This is a genomic window from Candidatus Planktophila lacus (assembly GCF_002288385.1).
Lineage (GTDB): Bacteria > Actinomycetota > Actinomycetes > Nanopelagicales > Nanopelagicaceae > Planktophila > Planktophila lacus_D.
The window spans coordinates 469,086-487,979 of record NZ_CP016783.1 but is presented as its reverse complement, the minus strand read 5'-3'; the positions used below and the strand labels follow the sequence as shown (position 1 = coordinate 487,979).

Annotated in this window: 17 protein-coding genes; 6 read left to right on the top strand and 11 right to left on the bottom strand. The window is 48.5% G+C overall.

The features are described 5' to 3' along the window. Positions 1 to 2 precede the first annotated feature (2 nt). Positions 3 to 1,997 carry an ATP-dependent DNA helicase gene (locus tag A1sIIB60_RS02455; RefSeq protein WP_095688988.1) on the bottom strand — a complete coding sequence of 665 codons (1,995 nt, stop codon included), beginning with the start codon at positions 1,995 to 1,997 and terminating at the stop codon, positions 3 to 5. 105 nt (positions 1,998 to 2,102) lie between these two features. On the opposite strand from A1sIIB60_RS02455, the gene A1sIIB60_RS02450 reads away from it, so the two are divergent. Both A1sIIB60_RS02450 and A1sIIB60_RS02445 read left to right on the top strand, forming a co-directional pair. Then, positions 2,103 to 2,960, top strand: a complete 858-nt coding sequence (locus tag A1sIIB60_RS02450) for a fumarylacetoacetate hydrolase family protein (protein ID WP_095688987.1) — start codon at positions 2,103 to 2,105, stop codon at positions 2,958 to 2,960. Continuing rightward, complete coding sequence (locus tag A1sIIB60_RS02445) at positions 2,960 to 3,721, top strand: SDR family NAD(P)-dependent oxidoreductase (protein ID WP_095688986.1); 762 nt, start codon at positions 2,960 to 2,962, stop codon at positions 3,719 to 3,721. The genes A1sIIB60_RS02450 and A1sIIB60_RS02445 overlap by 1 nt, the downstream gene beginning before the upstream one ends. Here the strand turns inward: A1sIIB60_RS02445 and A1sIIB60_RS02440 are convergent. The 4 genes from A1sIIB60_RS02440 to A1sIIB60_RS02425 form a co-directional block, all read right to left on the bottom strand. Next, positions 3,718 to 4,842 (bottom strand): MFS transporter, encoded by a 1,125-nt coding sequence (locus A1sIIB60_RS02440; protein ID WP_150131909.1) that lies wholly within the window; start codon positions 4,840 to 4,842, stop codon positions 3,718 to 3,720. The two genes, A1sIIB60_RS02445 and A1sIIB60_RS02440, sit on opposite strands and share 4 nt — an antisense overlap. A 143-nt stretch (positions 4,843 to 4,985) precedes the next feature. After that, entirely contained in the window at positions 4,986 to 7,835 is a 2,850-nt protein-coding gene (locus tag A1sIIB60_RS02435) for a vitamin B12-dependent ribonucleotide reductase (RefSeq protein ID WP_095688984.1), read from the bottom strand. 22 nt (positions 7,836 to 7,857) lie between these two features. After that, positions 7,858 to 8,421 carry a transcriptional regulator NrdR gene (gene nrdR / locus A1sIIB60_RS02430; RefSeq protein WP_095677251.1) on the bottom strand — a complete coding sequence of 188 codons (564 nt, stop codon included), beginning with the start codon at positions 8,419 to 8,421 and terminating at the stop codon, positions 7,858 to 7,860. 217 nt (positions 8,422 to 8,638) lie between these two features. Beyond that, complete coding sequence (locus A1sIIB60_RS02425; protein WP_095670918.1) at positions 8,639 to 9,016, bottom strand: LysM peptidoglycan-binding domain-containing protein; 378 nt, start codon at positions 9,014 to 9,016, stop codon at positions 8,639 to 8,641. Between the two features lie 144 nt (positions 9,017 to 9,160). On the opposite strand from A1sIIB60_RS02425, the gene lexA reads away from it, so the two are divergent. After that, entirely contained in the window at positions 9,161 to 9,835 is a 675-nt protein-coding gene (lexA, locus tag A1sIIB60_RS02420) for a transcriptional repressor LexA (protein WP_095670917.1), read from the top strand. Between the two features lie 19 nt (positions 9,836 to 9,854). Here lexA and A1sIIB60_RS02415 read toward each other — a convergent pair whose 3' ends face one another. From A1sIIB60_RS02415 to A1sIIB60_RS02395, 4 genes are all read right to left on the bottom strand, one after another. Beyond that, entirely contained in the window at positions 9,855 to 10,505 is a 651-nt protein-coding gene (locus A1sIIB60_RS02415; RefSeq protein ID WP_095677250.1) for a UbiA family prenyltransferase, read from the bottom strand. 4 nt (positions 10,506 to 10,509) lie between these two features. Continuing rightward, positions 10,510 to 11,964 (bottom strand): bifunctional 2-methylcitrate dehydratase/aconitate hydratase, encoded by a 1,455-nt coding sequence (locus A1sIIB60_RS02410; protein ID WP_095688983.1) that lies wholly within the window; start codon positions 11,962 to 11,964, stop codon positions 10,510 to 10,512. 2 nt (positions 11,965 to 11,966) lie between these two features. Next, positions 11,967 to 12,851 (bottom strand): methylisocitrate lyase, encoded by an 885-nt coding sequence (gene prpB / locus A1sIIB60_RS02405; protein WP_095688982.1) that lies wholly within the window; start codon positions 12,849 to 12,851, stop codon positions 11,967 to 11,969. A gap of 453 nt (positions 12,852 to 13,304) precedes the next feature. Beyond that, a complete protein-coding gene (locus A1sIIB60_RS02395; protein WP_095670912.1) occupies positions 13,305 to 13,703 on the bottom strand; it encodes a hypothetical protein in 399 nt (132 codons plus the stop codon). A gap of 138 nt (positions 13,704 to 13,841) precedes the next feature. On the opposite strand from A1sIIB60_RS02395, the gene A1sIIB60_RS02390 reads away from it, so the two are divergent. Beyond that, positions 13,842 to 15,074 carry a hypothetical protein gene (locus A1sIIB60_RS02390; protein ID WP_095688981.1) on the top strand — a complete coding sequence of 411 codons (1,233 nt, stop codon included), beginning with the start codon at positions 13,842 to 13,844 and terminating at the stop codon, positions 15,072 to 15,074. A gap of 42 nt (positions 15,075 to 15,116) precedes the next feature. Next, positions 15,117 to 16,589 (top strand): cryptochrome/photolyase family protein, encoded by a 1,473-nt coding sequence (locus tag A1sIIB60_RS02385; protein ID WP_095670910.1) that lies wholly within the window; start codon positions 15,117 to 15,119, stop codon positions 16,587 to 16,589. 11 nt (positions 16,590 to 16,600) lie between these two features. On the opposite strand, the gene A1sIIB60_RS02380 is transcribed toward A1sIIB60_RS02385, so the two are convergent. Together A1sIIB60_RS02380 and A1sIIB60_RS02375 are read right to left on the bottom strand one after the other, a co-directional pair. After that, complete coding sequence (locus tag A1sIIB60_RS02380) at positions 16,601 to 17,080, bottom strand: CoA-binding protein (RefSeq protein ID WP_095688980.1); 480 nt, start codon at positions 17,078 to 17,080, stop codon at positions 16,601 to 16,603. Beyond that, positions 17,080 to 18,390 (bottom strand): O-acetylhomoserine aminocarboxypropyltransferase/cysteine synthase family protein, encoded by a 1,311-nt coding sequence (locus tag A1sIIB60_RS02375; protein WP_095677243.1) that lies wholly within the window; start codon positions 18,388 to 18,390, stop codon positions 17,080 to 17,082. Before A1sIIB60_RS02375 ends, A1sIIB60_RS02380 begins: the two co-directional genes overlap by 1 nt. A 44-nt stretch (positions 18,391 to 18,434) precedes the next feature. Here A1sIIB60_RS02375 and A1sIIB60_RS02370 point away from each other — a divergent pair, with 44 nt between their 5' ends. After that, on the top strand, positions 18,435 to 18,893 hold the full coding sequence (locus tag A1sIIB60_RS02370) for a cupin domain-containing protein (RefSeq protein ID WP_095688979.1): 459 nt from the start codon (positions 18,435 to 18,437) through the stop codon (positions 18,891 to 18,893). Position 18,894: the final 1 nt, after the last annotated feature.

The following is an 18,894-nucleotide window of genomic DNA, read 5'->3' as shown; positions in this document are numbered from 1 at the left end:
AATTATTTCATGGTTTGCGAAAGCCTGCGCAGTGAATCGATCACCACAGCCCGATCGCTGGTGCGCCAGAGCGGCGGCATCGAGTTAAGTAGGACACTTCCGTAGCGTTTGGTCACAATTCGCGAATCTAAAATGGCCACTACCCCGCGATCATCAACGCTGCGAATTAAGCGGCCAGTGCCTTGCGCCAGCAGTAGCGCTGCGCGCGGTAGTGATACTTGCATAAAGCCACTGCCACCTGCGGCATCTGCCAACGATGCACGAGCTGACATAACCGGTTCATCAGGACGCGGAAATGGAATTCGATCAATTGCAACCAAGATGCAAGATGAACCTGGAACATCAACGCCCTGCCAGAGCGACATCGTGCCGAGCAGAATTGATGTTTCATCTTTCGCAAAACGTTCAACGAGCGGACCAACTGCATCTCCACGTTTCTGAGTAATTATGGTGATCGGTAACTCTTTTAAAACGCTGCGCAGATGGGCATCGGCTGCTTCAACACCGCGCCATGAACTAAATAGCGCCAAGGTGCGTCCACCCGCTGCATCAATTAACTCGCCGAGTTCAGTTAAGACTTCAGGACTTGGTCCATCGCGACCTGGTTCAGGTAGATGCTTTGGCATATATAGAACGCCTTGATTGGCGAAATCAAATGGTGAGCCAACATCGAGCATCTGCACATTTGCCGGATCAATATCGCCATCTTCACTTTCAGTGTCTGCATCTGAACCAACGACGAAACCAATACTGCGCGCCATCGCATCAAAGCCATTGCCAACGGTGAGCGTTGCAGATGTCGCAATCACTGGAGTCTTGGTTAATAGGTTTGAACGGAGAACTTCAGAGACAGAAAGCGGTGCTAAATGCAGTGTTGAAAAGGTTGGTTCATACCAGAGCACGTGGGTATTGCCCATCTTTAACAATTTGCCACAAGTTGTATTGATCTCAGAGACCGCACCTTTTACACGGGCGCGCTCTGCAATCGCATCAGAATCGATAATGTCGTCATCGGCGTTGATGATCTGCACGATCGCAGCTGCCGCATCTTTAACTTTACGAATCGGTGCCTCAAGTGAAGAAGGAATTTCTTCAAGCCGACCTTGTGCGGCAAAGTCACCGCGGATCTGATCGCCATAATCTGCCATCGCATCGTGGAAATTATCGGCAGCTTTAGTGAGCGCATCAGCTAACTTGCCCGGCATATGTTTGCGCGCCATCGCGGCTGCGCGAATCACGCGCGCAGATGTGAGCTCTTCGGTCACTGCCTGCGTAGTGCGATCCATAAACTCGTGGGCTTCATCCAAGATCACCGCATCGCGTTCGGGCAAGATCGGATGTGAATCAACGATTTCGATCGCAAGCAAGGTGTGGTTGGTGACTACAACATCTGCGGTCTGTGCCTTCGCTTTAGCGAGTGCTGCAAAACATTGTGGCCCGTAATTACAGACATCGGCGCCAACGCATTCGCGTCCAGAAAGTGAATTTGCCGCCCAGACTCTGCGGTCGACATCTGGTGCATCATCACGATCACCTGAAACACCGGGCGTCTTTGCCCAAGCATGTAAGCGTTTGGCATCTTTTTCTAGGTAACTAACTTCCAATAAAACTTGGCCATCAGGATCTGGTTCATCGGTATTCATCTTCTGCAAGCAGATGTAGTTGCCTACGCCTTTGTAAATTCCATAAGTGATCTCACGGCCTAACTCTTTTTCAAGTGCTGGCACAACGGCAGGTAAATCTCGTTCTACTAATTGACGTTGCAGCGCAAGAGTTGCTGTTGCAATCAAAACTTTGCGGCCATGAACGAGGGCTGGAACTAAATAAGCTAGAGATTTTCCGGTTCCAGTGCCGGCCTGCACCATTAAATGGTGGCGATCGGTGAGCGCATTTGCCACCGCTTCAGCCATTTCGATCTGGCCTTCACGTGGTGATCCCCCAATGGCGGCGACTGCTGCATCTAGGGCCGAACGCACTTTCGCCGATAGATCACTCATATTTGTAGTTCAATCCCCATGGGGCCACAGTAGCGAAAATCAGTGACACCGCCCGTGACCAAGCCTTACTTGCTCATATAAGGTTGTGTAAGACCTGGAGGAACAATGAAAATCGCACGAATTGGTGAACGCGGATCAGAACGCCCAGCAGTTATCGATGGTGATAACGCAATCTATGTTGACTCACTTGTCAGCGACTGGGATCGCGAAAATTTAGAAGCCGGTGGTTATCTACGCGTTGCCAACGCTGATCTGAATTCACTTCCCCGCACTCCACTTGCCGGTCTTCGCTACGGCGCAGTTATCAATAAGCCAACCAAGATTATTTGCGTAGGTCTTAATTATTTAGCGCATATCAAAGAGGCGGGGTTCGATACTCCACCTGAGCCAGTTATCTTTATGAAAGCACCAGATTCAATCACCGGTCCAAATGATGATGTTGTTATTCCACCAAATAGCGCAGCCACAGATTACGAAGTTGAACTCGCCATTGTTATTGGCAAGTCCGCGCTTTATCTAAATTCTCCTGAAGATTCAGCCGAGCACATCTTGGGTTACTCAATCTCGCAGGATGTTTCAGAGCGCCACTGGCAGATGGAGCGCGCCGGGCAATGGGTTAAGGGCAAATCATTCCCAACCTTTAATCCAGTTGGTCCAGTTATCGTTTCAGCAGATTCAATTAACGCTCATAACCTGCGCTTATGGTGTTCAGTAAATGGCGAGATGAAGCAAGATTCCAATACCGATGATTTGTTATACGGAATCAACCACATTGTTTGGTACATCAGCCAATTTATGGAGCTCTGCCCAGGTGACATCATCAATACCGGAACGCCTTTCGGCGTAGGCATGGGCTTTAAGCCACCTATTTATCTAAAGGCTGGCGACGTTCTTAAGACCGGTATCGAAGGTATCGGCGAAATTACCAACCACGTTAAAGCCTATAAAGCAGAGGTCAAGTAATGAGCCAATCAATAAGTAAAGATTTCGCAGGCTTAACCGCCATTGTTACAGGCGCAGGCTCTGGTATCGGTTTAGAAGTTGCCCGTAAGTTAACTGAGCAAGGTGCGAAGGTATTCGGCTTTGATCTTCGCTCTGGTGATATGGGTCAGCTAGCAACATTTATTGAATGCGATATCGCCAACCCCGATAGCGTTAAGAAAGCATTTGTTGAATTCGCCAGCCAGAGCAAGACGCTAGATATTCTGATCAACAACGCTGGCATCGGCGCTATCGGCACCGTCGAGCAAGCCACCGAAGAAGAATGGCTACGAGTTTTCAATGTAAATGTTTTTGGCACAGGGCGCATGAGCGCTGCAGCGATGCCATACCTAAAGGCCAGTTCACATGCCGCAATCGTTAACACTTGTTCGCTAGTTGCAACAGCTGGCGTTCCAAATCGCGCGGTTTACGGTGCAAGCAAAGGTGCGATCTACGCACTTACTCTTGCTATGGCAACCGATGGAATTGCTCACGGTGTTCGCGTTAACTGCGTTAACCCTGGAACATCAGATACCCCTTGGATTAAAAACTTACTTTCTAAGGCAGATAACCCTGATCAGGAATATGCCGCCTTGCAAGCGCGCCAACCAATCGGGCGTCTTGTTTCACCTGTAGAAGTTGCTAGCGCGATTATCTTTCTGGCAAATCCTGCACAAGCATCTACAACGGGCACCGCACTTGGCGTAGATGGCGGAATGCAGGGGCTTCGCCTTCCTCGTTAATTTTTCTTATTTATAGTTGCAAAGAAATAAGTTGCAGCAATTAGTGCAAGCAAGATGACTCCGTAGGCTGCGGCAAATCCAAAGTTCTCGCTGACAAATCCCATGATCCATGGTGATGTGCCATTTGAAATGCCCATACCAATCACAAAGGCGGCGATACCGCGATCTGAACCCTGCGCGGTCGAAGATGCGTTTGCGATAGCAATAGATGCACATGGCCCAATACCTGCAGCGGCAATAATCAAACCTGCCAAGGTAAGCGTTGGTGATGATGCAAAGATAACGAGCAATACACCTGATCCGATCGCCACAAATGAGAATCGCCAGATGCGATACAGGTTATGTTCATTCTTAGTTGAAAGATAGATGCGAGTTAGCGCCACGAAATAAGGTGCGATGGTTGCAAATAGAACCGCAGATTTAACCTCTGATCCACGCTCAGTTAAAAGATCTAGCGCCCAAGCCGATAGTGAAACTTCCATTGTTATCGTCATAAAAGCAAAGAGAAGAATTGCGATCATCGTGTTATTCCAGATGATCTTGCTATCGGCATGGTCTGGCTCTGGACGAGCTTCTAATTCAGGAACGATCTTTAAGGCAACTAGCCCAATAAGCACAGCAGTTGTTGCAACTGTTGCGCGCCAAGGAATATCTGCCTGCGTCGTAATGCCAATTACCGTTGGAGAAACGGATGCCGCAAACAAACCGACTCCGGTTGATCGGAACATATTCTTCAGCGCCGTCTTTGAATGCGCGCCCAAGATTGCCGTCGTTGTGTTGCCTGCGATAACCGAACCAGTTGCAGTAAGGATCACGGCAGGTACTGAGAAATAAATATTTGGGCTAAGGCAATAGACAAGTGAACCAAGAATTAATAGCGCCCAACCAAAGCGAATAGTTTGGTGGGCAGGCCGGCGATGGCCATGACCGAGCAATATAAATGAGATAAATACCAAGGCTGCCGCCCAGCCGATGTTGTGCCAACTGGCTACTACGCGGGTTAACTCAAAGTCGCGTTTAATTAGTTGAATTGAAAATCCGAGAGAACCCATTAGAAACGAGCTCATCGCATTTAAGGTCACCAAGCGATGCACCAACTTGCGGGGCAGGGCTTGTGGCAATTACTTCTCCTTAACTTGCGAAGTACATATCTTATCTTTGCCAAGCCCTTGCATTTGAAGAAATCTAGCGAATTGAACTGTTTAATAAAAAAAGCCCCGCTGAAATTAATCAGCGGGGCTTTTTAACGGGGTGGTTTAAAGTCTTATGAACAACCAGATGTATTTCCGCAGCCTTCGCATACGAAACATGCACCTGACATACGCATCTTGACTCCACATGTCATACAGAGCGGTGCATCTGATTTGATTCCCATTGATTCAAGGAGATCAGATGATGAACCGATTGCACGATCAAGTGGTGCTGCTTCGATCTTTACCTCAACTGGCTTAGGAGTTGTTATTAGTACAGCCGCAGGAGCCGCCACAGGAGCAGCTACTGCTTTTGGGGTATCAGCACTCGCAGGTGCTGCATCTTGTGTGTACTCGCCTGTTTCTAGCGCACGTGCACGCTCTGAGGATGTAAACAACCCCATCGCTGAACGTTGATCGAATGGTAAGTAATCAAGTGCAAGACGACGGAAGATGTAATCCATCATGGATTGCGCCATGCGGATATCTGAATCATCTGTCATACCTGCTGGCTCGAAGCGCAAGTTTGTGAACTTCTCAACGAATGTTTCTAGTGGAACGCCGTACTGGAGTCCGATTGAAACTGCGATTGAGAATGCATCCATTACTCCGGCAAGAGTTGAACCCTGCTTGCCGAGCTTTAGGAATACTTCACCAAGTGCACCGTCAGCGTATGCACCTGAGGTCATGTAACCCTCAGCGCCGCCAACAGAGAATGATGTTGTAGTTGATGGACGTGACTTTGGAAGACGCTTACGAACTGGCGCTGCTGCAGCTTCTACAGGAGCATCCTTCTTCTTAGCCTTTCCATCAGAAAGTGGCTGACCAACCTTGCAGTTATCGCGGTAGACAGCGAGCGCCTTAATACCCATGCGCCATGCTTCAAGGTGAACTTCTTCAACTTCTTCAACAGTTGCATCCTCTGGGAGGTTAACTGTCTTTGAAATCGCACCTGATAGGAACGGCTGGCAAGCAGCCATCATGCGTACGTGGCCCATTGGAGCAATTGAACGCGCACCTAGTGCACAGTCAAATACTTCGTAGTGCTCTGTCTTTAGCCCTGGAGCATCGATTACGTGGCCATTGGCTGCAATGAATTCAACAATCGCTTCGATTGTCTCTTCGTTGTAACCGAGCTTACGTAGCGCAGCTGGAACTGTCTGGTTAACGATCTGCATTGAGCCGCCACCGACGAGCTTCTTGAACTTAACCAATGAGAAGTCAGGTTCGATACCAGTTGTATCGCAATCCATCATCAAGCCGATTGTTCCGGTTGGTGCAAGCACAGAGATCTGTGCGTTACGCCAGCCGTTCTTGTCGCCAGTTGATAGACATGCATCCCATGCCTTATTTGCTTCAGTCCAGACATCGATATCTAGAGTTGAAAGCTGCTTAGCTGCAGATGATGCTGCTGCATGCTTGCGCATTACGCGGGCATGAGGCTTAGCATTTTGTGCAAAGCCTGCATATGGACCAACAATGCCAGCAAGTTCTGCTGAGCGCTTATATGTTGTTCCGGTTAGAAGTGAAGTGATTGCACCAGCAAGAGCGCGTCCACCCTCTGAATCGTAGGCAAGACCTGAAGCCATAAGAAGTGCGCCAAGGTTTGCGTATCCGATTCCGAGCTGACGGAAGGCGCGAGTTGTGTCGCCGATCGCTTCAGTTGGGAAATCTGCGAAACAGATTGAGATATCCATTGCAGTGATGATCAAGTCAGATGCGCGTCCAAATGTCTTGGCATCAAATGATCCATCATCCTTTAGGAACTTCATCAAGTTAAGTGAAGCCAAGTTACATGATGAGTTATCTAGTGACATGTACTCAGAGCAAGGGTTTGACGCGTTGATGCGACCTGACTCTGGAGTTGTGTGCCAATCATTGATGGTGTCATCAAATTGAACTCCAGGATCAGCACATGCCCATGCAGCTTGTGCAATCTTTGTGAAGAGTTCGCGCGCATCAACTGTGTCGATAACTTCGCCAGTTGAGCGAGCTGTTAAACCAAACTGCTCTCCGTTTTCAACCGCTTGCATGAACTTATCTGAAAGGCGGACTGAGTTATTCGCGTTCTGATATTGCACAGAGATTATGTCTTTGCCTCCCAAATCCATATCAAAGCCAGCATCGCGTAGTGCACGAATCTTGTCTTCTTCATTGACCTTGGTTTCGATGAATTCTTCGATATCTGGGTGATCAACATCTAGAACAACCATCTTGGCTGCGCGACGGGTTGCGCCACCAGATTTGATTGTTCCTGCAGATGCATCTGCACCACGCATAAATGAAACTGGGCCAGAGGCTGTTCCACCGGACTTTAGAAGTTCCTTTGATGAACGGATACGTGACAAGTTAAGTCCTGCACCTGATCCACCTTTGAAGATCATTCCTTCTTCGCGGTACCAGTTAAGGATGCTATCCATCGTGTCATCAACCGACAAAATGAAGCATGCGCTTACTTGCTGAGGTGCTGCTGTTCCGACGTTAAACCAAACTGGTGAGTTAAAGGAGAAGATCTGGTGCAAGAGCATATGTGTTAGCTCGTGCTCGAAGATCTCTGCATCTTTATCTGTTGCAAAGTAACCGAATTCTTTTCCGGCCTTTGTATATGTAAGAACTACGCGATCGATGACCTGCTTTAGAGACCACTCGCGATTTTCTGCTCCCACTGCCCCGCGGAAGTATTTGGTAGTAACGATTGTTGATGCGTTTACTGACCAAAAATCTGGAAATTCAACACCGAGTTGTTCGAATACTGTCTCGCCTGTCTTCCAGTTAGCCTGGACAACATCGCGACGCTCCCACTTAACTTCATCGTATGGATGAATTCCCTCATTTGTATAAATACGTTCGATCGTTAAGCCCTTACCCTTTACGGTGTTATGAGCTTTGATCTTGATTGGTCGGTTGATGACCGTATCTGACATTTTTATTTTCCCGTCTTCTCTTTTAACGATTGCTCGTTGTTGTTTGATTCGTTTTTAACGATGGGGCGTCGCTTTGTTCTTTTGTTGCATTTACTGAGGAATTTGCACTTGCTGAGTTTGCGCTGTGGGAAATAGCGCTCGAAGGCACCGCTCGCAGTAACGCGATCTCGCCTTCGAAATCTTCAAGGGAGGCAAAGTTACGGTATACCGAGGCATATCGCAGGTAAGCCACCTCATCGAGTTCGCGAAGTGGCGCAAGGATTGCCAAGCCCACTTCTTGAGCTTCGATTTCTGCTTTGCCAGTGCGGCGAAGGGTTTCCTCAACGCGCTGGGCCAACAGGACTAGATCATCTTCGCCGACTGGGCGACCTTGGCAGGCTTTACGTACGCCAACCAAAACTTTTTCGCGAGCAAATGGCTCGGTTGCACCAGATCGTTTAATAATGTTGAGAAGAGCGACTTCCTGAGTTGAGAAGCGCTCGCCACATTGTGGGCATTCACGGCGACGGCGGATCTGAGTGCCATCTTCGACCGGACGAGAGTCAACAACTCGAGAATCATCGTGGCTGCAGAACGGGCAAATCATCTCGGCGTGTCTCCCTTCGAAATACTAGATATTCCCAAATTTAGATGTATTGGCGAACCGCTGAAACTACCCTAAAAACACTACTTATGGAAGTTTTCTTCGTTTCGACCCCTACATATAGTGGGAACTATAAAGCAAATCTTGAGAGTTTTCCTGATGAGTACGCATTAACCATTGCTAGGGCGTGTCGGGGCTATCTCTTAAAACTAATTCAAAACTAATCGAGCGGGATGCGTACCTTCTGGCCTGCCTGGAGCTCAGCCGTTGCCAGCGAGTTAACGGAAGCGATCTCATCTACGAGCGCGCGAACATCTCCGCCATCTGCCATACGGGTAGCCAGCGACCAGAGGGTATCCCCAGGGGCTGCGGTGATCTCAATAAAAGATGTTGGGGCGCCAACGGTGTCGGTTGTGCCGGCCCCGGCCTGGAAGCCAAAGACGCTGGCTAGGACCACAGCGAGTGAGAGAACCACGAACGTACGGGCTAGGCGACCACGGCGATTTAAACGAAAGCCGGACGGATTGGTTGAATAGCCTTGAAACCCTTGATTTATAAGGGTTTGCGCGCTTGTTGCGTTTAAAGAAACTGTGCTCATGGTTTTCTCCTGCTGGTACTACCTTGGGGAAGGTATTCGAACAGTTGTTCGAACAAGGCCAATTAAACCCCATGCCACCGACATCGGCAAGTTATTTTCGAACATATGTTTGATTTTTTTTCCTAGGCGTGGGACGATTAGCCCATGGCTAAGAAACCCGCATCCAGCAAAGTAACCGAGCTCCCAGACTTCACCTCCGACGAGGAGAAGCTAACCGCCCGCCAGCTCAAGATCCTCCAGGTCATCAAGGCGAGCATGGACGACGAGGGTTACCCACCGTCAATGCGTGTGATCGCTAAGGCCGCCGGCCTTTCATCCCCTGCCTCCGTCAAATACCAGCTCGAGATCTTGCAGGAAAAGGGTTTTATCACCGCCCACCCAACTCGCGGCGGAGTACTTGAAGTATTAATGCCTGGCGAGAAATCCGAACTCGAAGTCGAAGCCACCAAGCAGGTTCCACTCGTTGGTCGTATCGCAGCCGGTGGCCCAATCACCGCAGAACAGAACGTTGAATCAACTTTTGCACTCCCTGAAACTTTGGTCGGCAAGGGCAACCTCTACATGTTGCAAGTTGTCGGTGAATCAATGATCGATGCCGCAATCTGCGATGGTGATTACGTTGTTATTCGCGAACAGAAGGATTGCAACAATGGCGAGATCGTTGCCGCGATGATCGATGGCGAAGCAACTGTTAAGACTTTCCAGCGCAAGAACGGCCACATCTGGTTACTTCCTGCCAACCCCGCATTCGAGCCAATCAATGGCGATAATTGCGAGATCTTGGGCAAAGTCACCGCTGTTATGCGCAGCGTTCGCTAGTTAATTACTTTAATTTAAATTAGTTAAATACAACTAGCGTTGAAAGCCCTAGGGCGATCAACAGCCCTGCAACCACTATTGAGTTGCGCTTACCGATTCGCTGTGGCGCACCACCAATGCCACTTGCGCGATCCTGATCCATATCTTTAATTACATTTATAAAGTGTGCAGCAGATCCCAGCAACGCTCCCCCAAGCCACATCCATACTGGTGGAGTTACATCTTTTGATATCGCAATACATGAAGGTAGCGCCGCAAAAGCCAGCGCGTATGGAAACCATGAGAAGACATTGAATTTAAAGTAGAAGTTGTAGGCAACTCCCATTGATATTCCAAACATATAAACCAAGCCGCCTTTAAACCCAAGCGGGCCAAGCAAATTTGCCACAAATGAGAACGGCACCATGAAAGTTAACCAGCGCTTTAAATAGCTTTGCGAGATAAGTTCAGATACAAGTGGTTTGTTCTGCCGGTTATGCATCAAATCATCTTTATAGTCATATAGATCATTGCTCCAGCCGACAACCAATTGACCGGTAAATACACCAAAAGCGATTACATAGGCGGGTCCTTCCCACCAGTAATGCGCGGCAAAGAACCAAGAAATGCTCGTGACAATTAGCGTCGGCCCAAAGTGTGAGGCTTTAAGCAGGCCGCGCAATTTCTTCAAAGGTTTATTCCTTGACCAACATCGCCATGAAGTCCTTAACTTCAGTGGCCTCCAGCGCTTTGCGATCTAAGCAAAGGTCCAAGATCTTCTTCTGTTGATTGGCGTCGAAGATGCGGTTTAAGTTGATCTTGAATTTCTCAACTAGCAACGGAATTCCCTCAGCGCGACGACGAGCATGGCCTACTGGATATTCGACGACTTCTTCACCAAGCACTGTTCCATCGTTAAATTCGATGGTCATTGCATTAGCGATCGAACGCTTTGCGGGGTCAAAGTAATCTGCAGTAAAGCTTTCATCTTCGCGCAGGTGCATCTTCGCGCGCAGCGCATCAACTCGTGGATCATCCGCGATTACATCTTCGTAGTCACGGGCAGTTAAACGACCAAAGATCAACGGCACCGCAACCATGTACTGGATACAGTGATCGCGATCTGCAGGGTTATTAAGCGGCCCCTTCTTATCGATGATTCGGATACATGCTTCGTGGGTGCGGATGCTGATCTTGGCGATGTCATCGCTGGTCTTTCCTGCAGCAACCATCTGCTTATGCAGCGTAAATGCTGCTTCTACCGCTGTTTGTGAGTGGAACTCTGCTGGGTAGGAAATCTTAAAGAGCACGTTCTCCATTACATATGAACCGTATGGGCGTTGGAATTTAAAGTGATTGCCGCGGAACAAGGTGTCGTAGAAACCCCAGGTCTTGGCAGTTAGTGCAGATGGATAACCCATCTCACCTAACTTGGCCATAAGTGCAAGACGCACCGCGCGAGATGTGGCATCGCCTGCCGCCCAAGATTTACGTGATCCCGCATTTGGGTAATGGCGATATGTGCGAAGTGAATGTCCATCGATCCAAGCAAGTGAAACCGCGTTAAGCGCTTGCTCGCGAGTTAAACCGAGCATCTGCGAAACCACAGCGGTGGATGCGATCTTTACCAAGATCACGTGATCTAGACCAACTTTGTTAAATGAATTTTCAAGTGCGATGCAGCCCTGAATTTCGTGGGCCTTGATCATCGCAGTCATTACATCGCGCATAGTGAGTTTCTTACCGGTGCCATATTGCGGATGCTGCGAGATCCAGTCAGCGACAGACAAGATCGCGCTTAAGTTATCTGATGGGTGTCCCCATTCAGCGGCAAGCCAGGTGTCATTGAAATCTAACCAACGGATAAGGGCACCGATATTAAATGCACCCTGCACTGGATCTAAGCGATAAGCGGTGCCCGGAACGCGCACACCATCTTTAACCTGAAGTTCTGGAACTAGCGGACCAAGCAACTTGGTGCAGGCTTCGTATTCGAGTGATTCCAGGCCACAACCCAAGGTGTCCATCAAACATGACCACGCAGTTTCATATGCCAGATCCGAAGTAACTTCGTAATCAAAGACGTAATCGACGATATCTACGATTTCTTTATCGAACTCCTGATTTACACGGGTGATATTTGCCGACATTACTAATCCTTTTCGCTCTGGAATTGATCTAGCGCTTTTTCGAATTCATAATAATTAATTCGCTCGTACAACTCTTCGCGGGTCTGCATCGAATCGATGACACCGGCTTGGGTTCCATCACGGCGAATCGCCTCATAAACGTTTTCGGCCGCCTTGTTCATCGCGCGGAAAGCTGACAACGGATACAAGATCATTCCCACGCCATTGGCGCCGAGTTCGTCACGAGTAAATAAAGGGGTTAAACCAAATTCGGTGATGTTAGCCAAGATCGGCTTACCAACAGCGGCGGCAAACTTCTTATAACTTTCCAGATCGCGGATCGCCTCAGGGAAAACAAAATCAGCACCAGCTTCAATGTAGGCAAGTGCTCTTTCAATCGCAGCATCGATACCTTCAATTGCAATCGAATCTGTGCGCGCCATGATTCCAAAATCTGCATCCGTGCGCGCATCAACGGCTGCCTTAATGCGATCAACCATTTCGCCCTTGCTAACAATCTCTTTATTCGGGCGATGGCCACAACGCTTTGCCTGCACCTGATCTTCAATGTGCATTGCAGCTGCGCCTGCTTTGATTAAATCTTTTACAGTGCGACCGATATTAAAAGCCGATGGCCCAAAACCTGTATCGGCATCAACCAACAGGGGCAGATCACAAACTCCAGTTATTCGACGAACATCAGTTAAGACATCTTCTAAAGTTGTTATTCCAAGATCTGGAACACCCAGTGAACCTGCGGCGACCCCACCACCAGATAAGTAAATGGCGCGGTATCCAGCCCGCTTTGCCAGCAACGCATGATTTGCATTTATTGCACCAACAATCTGCAGTGGCTTCTCTTCCTGCAGCGCCTTCTTAAATTTACTTCCGGCCGATTCTGGCTTCATCTGCGCATTCTAATCAGCGGCCAATTAATTAACTAATCCGAGCGGCTGATTGAGATATATCCACAGCCAAGGAGAAATCTGAATCTTGGCGGCTTGTTACCAATACCTTTCGCACGCCTTAATCCTTAACTCCACGCAGATGCGCGCCGCCAGCGACCCATTTGTTCACTCAGCAAAGGCTGAGAATGGAGAAAGGAGTGCAAATGAAATGAGAGCTACCGATTGGGTGACGCTTGTCGTTGCCTTAGCCGACCTCGTATTTAGATACGTGGAAATGCGAAGCGCCCGTCGAAATAACGACGGGCCGGATCTCAGCAATCTTTAATTCGCATCTGGCGGCCGTGTCGGTTCTGGCGAACCGGCGCGGTCCACTAAATATATATCAAAATTCTTTCTCTGCAAGTGCAATCAAATAATTTAATCAAATAATTAAAACTACTTTCTGTAATTTTCTTAACCTTGAACGACGATGCGAACAACGCTTTCCGGCGTTACTGGGTCAGCGCCAATCTCGCTTTCAACATTTGTGGCGATGCCATTGATCTTGGCGGCAGATAAAACCGCTAATTGCGTTGCGATTTCAGTCATCCAGTAAAAAGCGGAAGGCCCGGCCTTATCTAAAATAGATTGCGCCTGCGCAATTCGTGCATCGGAAAATTTCTCGGCGCCATCGCGATCATCGCCAACAACTGAAAGCAGATAACCCTTGATCTCAGCGGCCATCGCATCGGAGTAATAAGTGCTCTCGACTAGCTCGCGGAGTTCGGCATCGATCCCCCGCGGCTTGCGCACCTTCTTCCTGCGATTGATAAAGAGATAGATAACCGCCGTAAGAGCCAATAGTTCGAACATTTCTGCCTCCTTGTGAGTACAAGTTCGCCACCTGCTATTGCCGATGGGCATAGGACTACCTAGATTTAGACTCTAATCCAGCGCGCCGACAACCGCACTGGGCGCATAAAAAGTGGCAAAAGAAACGGTGAAGTAGCCATGAAAACTCGTTCAGCGCTTCGCATCGCAATCGCCTTACTCCTGGCTGCAACCACTCTTACCCCCGCCAGCGCCGCCGATCCTTTTCCGATGCCACCTGAACCAAAGTGGTGGAAGCAAACTGGCATCACCGATGTGCGTTACGGAGTTTGGCTCCCTTGCGATGAGCAGTGGAAGATCACAACAGATTGCACTCAGAGCATCAAGGTTATTAAAGAAGATGGCACCGAAGTTGGTGAAATGAAATACAAGAAGCAACCAAACTTCGACCCAACTACTGCCGTTCAAGAGTGGCAAATGATTTCATCTCCTCAAGGAGAACAAATTGAGAATTACTCTTCAGTAAAGGACTTCGGCGGATTAGCTCATATCTGGACTCTACCTGCTGGTGTAACAACTACTGATGGATCAAGTGAAGTCAGCGCCAGCGTTCACTTGATGAATAGCAGTCTGCAGATCTATTTAACTTCAAATGATATGAATAAGGCTTCTCTTCCAGCGGGCTACTACTTTCAATTTATTTTAAAGAGCCCAGGCTTTTCCAAGCGAATCAAATGGGTGCTCTCCAATGTTCGCGATCCACAAGTTAGCGTCACTGGAGATTTAATTACCGTTAAGGGACTCCCTGAAAATAGCCCGGCAGCCCGCCCGAACGATCCGGTCTGCGAATCTAATCTTTTGAAAGCCGCATCAACTCAACGCAATATGGCAGTCAACATGGTCTATTGGGATGCAGGAAATAAAACTTCAGATACTCGCGCCGATGATGTGATCCTCGGAACCAACGGCTGGTGGTGTCTAAGTGATTTCCGCTTTGATCGCGATAGCCAGCAGATCGTTGTAAAGGTTGGCAACGTTCACTTTGATGAAAACGGCAAAGAGATCGAAGGCTGGCTGGAGTTGAAAGTTAAAGGAAATCGCGCACGTGATTGGTGGGGTATCGACCCAGCAATCGCTGCCGGATATGCCAAAGTTGAAGTTTCCTATGACGATGGCACCAAGAAGGTTGCAACAGTGACTGCGACCTATGACGCAAAGAACGATTGGATCAATCTGCGTGCCTACGGGTTCTCTTACTCATCACCGCGATTGGCAGTTAGCTTTAAGAAGCCAGCGGAGGCTACTAAAACAGTTGCGCCAAAGAAATCCACAATCACTTGCGTCAAAGGCAAGACCTCCAAGAAAGTAACCGGCGCACCACCTAAGTGCCCAACTGGCTTTAAAAAGAAGTAGCTAAAAGGCGCGTAAAAACGCTGATCCAATTACTCTTTACGCATGTCGCAGCTGATCTATCTTCCTTTTGATCACCTGCACCGCAAATTTGGCGCGCTAAAGAACGCTGACCCTAAGCAAGATGTAATTGTGATGGTCGAAAGTGCGCGCATGACCACCGGCCGGAACTGGCACCCACAGCGCCTGCACTTTCTTATCTCCTCCGCTCGCCACTTTGCACAATCACTGCGCGATGAAGGCTTCACCGTGGAATATGAGAAAGCTCCAACCACAATCGATGGCATAACCAAGGTTCAAAAGAAATATAAGACCCACAAGTTAATCTGCGCCGAACCTTCATCTCATCGCCAGATGGAACAACTCAAAGGATTCGGCGCAGAATTAGTAGAAAACGACTTCTTCCTAACCACCCGCAAGCACTTCTTTATCTGGGCAGATTCGCAGAAGAGTTATCTGATGGAGACTTTCTATCGCGCTCAACGTGCTCGCTTAAATATCTTGATCGAAAACGGCAAACCAACCGGGGGTGCGTGGAACTTCGATAAAGAGAACCGCTTGCCTCCCCCAAAAAATTACACCTGGCCCAAGTATTTAGAACATAAACCAGATGCGATTGATCTTGAGGTTGGTAAAGAACTGGGCTTCACTCCCACCACAACATGGGCGACTACTCGCAAAGGCGCACTTGCTCAGTTAAATAACTTCATCGAAAACCACTTTGCAACATTTGGGCCATATGAAGATGCCATGGCACTTGATAACTGGGCGCTCCACCATTCACTTCTTAGCCCATACCTAAACAATGGACTTCTTCACGCCAGCGAAGTTATCGATGCCGCAGTAAAGAAGTTCAACACCGGTGATATTCCGATCGAATCTGCCGAAGGATTCATCCGTCAGGTAATTGGCTGGCGCGAATATGTAAATGGCATGTACTGGTACTTAGGCCCTGAATACCGCGATAACAATCAACTTAACGCCACCAAGAAACTTCTGCCGCTCTTTAGCGATCCCACCAAGACCCAGATGAACTGCGTTAAAACTATCGTCACAGATATTCAAGATCGCGCCTGGGTTCACCACATCCCGCGCCTTATGGTCTTAAGTAATTTAGCCCTGATCACCGGCACCAACCCACAAGAATTTCTCGATTGGATGCGCGAAGTATTTATCGATGCCACCGAATGGGTAATGGTTCCCAACGTTATTGGTATGGGCGTTCACGCAGATGGCGGTGCGATGATGACTAAGCCATATGCGGCAGGCGGTGCCTATATCTCGCGCATGTCTAATTACTGTAAAGGCTGCGCCTACAACCCCAAACTGCGCACCGGCGATACCGCTTGTCCATTTACTACTTTGTATTGGGATTTCCTAGATCGTCACTCTGAAACCTTTAAGAAGAACCACCGCATGAGCCAGCAGATCTTCGGTCTTAATCGCTTATCTGATCTACCTGAGTTAAAGGTGCGCGCGAAAGAAGTTCTAAAGGGTTTAGATGCAGGAACTATTTAAATTAACTTTAACTAAATAGATTTATTGCGCTTGGAAGAGATAATCCCGGTATTAAAACCCGCCAGGTTAAGCCCGCCAGCAAAGCGGGCATGCTCGATCTTTATGCATTTATCTTGCACAACATTTAGCCCCGCAGCCACGCCACGTTCGGCAGATACATCATCGCTAATTCCGAGCTGCATCCAGAAAGTCTTAGCCTTTATTGCGATCGCCTCATCAAGGACGCCAGGGATATCTGATGCCTTTCTGAAAACATCGACAATGTCCACTGGCTCTGGAATATCAGCAAGTGACTTATAAACCTTCTGGCCTAAGATCTCATCGACCTTCGGGTTTACAAAGAACAACTTAAAGTGCGCGGCCGAGAGTAAATAAGTTGCAACAAAGTAACTAGCGCGTGATGGGTTATCTGATGCCCCAACGATTGCAACGGTCTTGGCATCCTGCATGTACTTCAAACGCTCCATCGCGTTTGGTTCAGTAAATGCCATTAGCGAGCCTTACCTGTTGCAGTTGTTAAAGCCTGATCTAGATCCCACAAGATATCTTCAATATCTTCCAAGCCTACGCTTATGCGAACCAAGTCTTGTGGAACTCCGGCCTCAATCAACTGATCATCAGTTAACTGGCGGTGCGTGGTGCTTGCTGGGTGAATCACTAGCGTGCGCACATCTCCGATATTGGCTAAGTGGCTCGCTAACTGCACCGAGTTAATAAATTTCTCACCTGTTTGGCGTCCAGATAAATCACCTGATGCCTTAACGCCAAATGAAAATACTGAACCAGGACCTTCTGGCATGTACTTCTTAGCGCGCGCATAATGTGGATGGCTAGCAAGTCCTGAGTACTTGACCCAGGCAATACGTGAATCACTTTCTAACCATTCCGAGACGGCTTTGGCATTGATGACGTGATCGCGCATACGTTGTGGCAGCGTTTCAACGCCTTGCACCAATAAGAAAGCTGACATCGCACTTAGCGATGCTCCGATATCGCGCAGCTGTTCAACGCGAACCTTGGTTAAGAATCCAAATTCACCGAAGTTCTCCCACCAAGAGACTCCACCGTATGAAGGAACTGGCTCGGTCATCATAGGGAACTTGCCGTTACCCCAATTAAATTTGCCGGATTCAACGATTACACCGCCCAGTGTTGTGCCGTGTCCACCTAAGAACTTGGTTGCTGAGTGAAGAACAATGTCAGCACCAAATTCGATTGGGCGCACTAAATATGGTGTGGCAACAGTTGAATCGATAACTAAAGGCAGGCCAGCATCGTGTGCCACCTTTGCCAGTGCTTCAATATCGCCAACTTGTGATGCTGGGTTGGACACCATCTCGGCATAAAGAAACTTGGTTTTATCAGTGATCGCCGCGGCAAAATCTTCAGCCTTATCCGACTTTACGAAAGTTGTATCCACACCGAAGCGGCGCAAGGTGACATCTAACTGAGTCAACGTGCCGCCATATAAAGCAGATGATGCAACTACGTGATCGCCTGTACCGACAAGAGCTGCGAAAGTTAAGAACTGCGCTGCTTGTCCGCTAGATGTTGCAACGGCCCCGATGCCGCCTTCAAGTGCTGCAATCTTTTCTTCAAAGGCTGAAACTGTTGGGTTACCAATTCGGCTATAGATATTGCCGTACTTCTGTAGCGCAAATAAATTTCCGGCATCTTCGGTATTTTCAAAGACAAATGCTGATGATTGGTAAATCGGAAGTGCGCGCGCACCAGTTTGTGGATCTGGCTGCGTGCCAGCGTGCAGAGCCTTAGTTTTAAAGCCCCACTTGTGTTCGCTCATAAACCAATTAAACACCAATTCCGTATCGCGGCTATAATCGCCGAATGAGCACGAGCAAATTCCACGTTACCCAAGATGAACCTCATCGCTGGCGCAACGTTGAAGAGCTCGTCTACAAAGATGAAGATGGCGATGCCACATTTAAAGATGTAACCCGCCGCGTCTTATTTGGTGAAGAACATCAAGAAGGTATGGAAGTTCGCTACTTCGAAGTAGATGCCGGCGGCCACACCACTCTCGAAAAGCACGAGCACACCCACCTAGTGATTCCGATTAAAGGTAAGGGCTCTTGTTTAGTTGGCGATGAAGTTCTACCTCTAGCAATTCATGACTTGGTCTACGTTCCATCATGGGCGTGGCACCAATTCCGCGCCGCTGAAAACGAAGTGCTTGGCTTCCTATGTATGGTCAAGGTAAAACGCGATCGCCCAACTCTGCCAACCGCTGAAGAACTTGCCGAAATGAAGAGCAATTCTGAAGTTGCCGCTTTTATTCGCTCGTAAC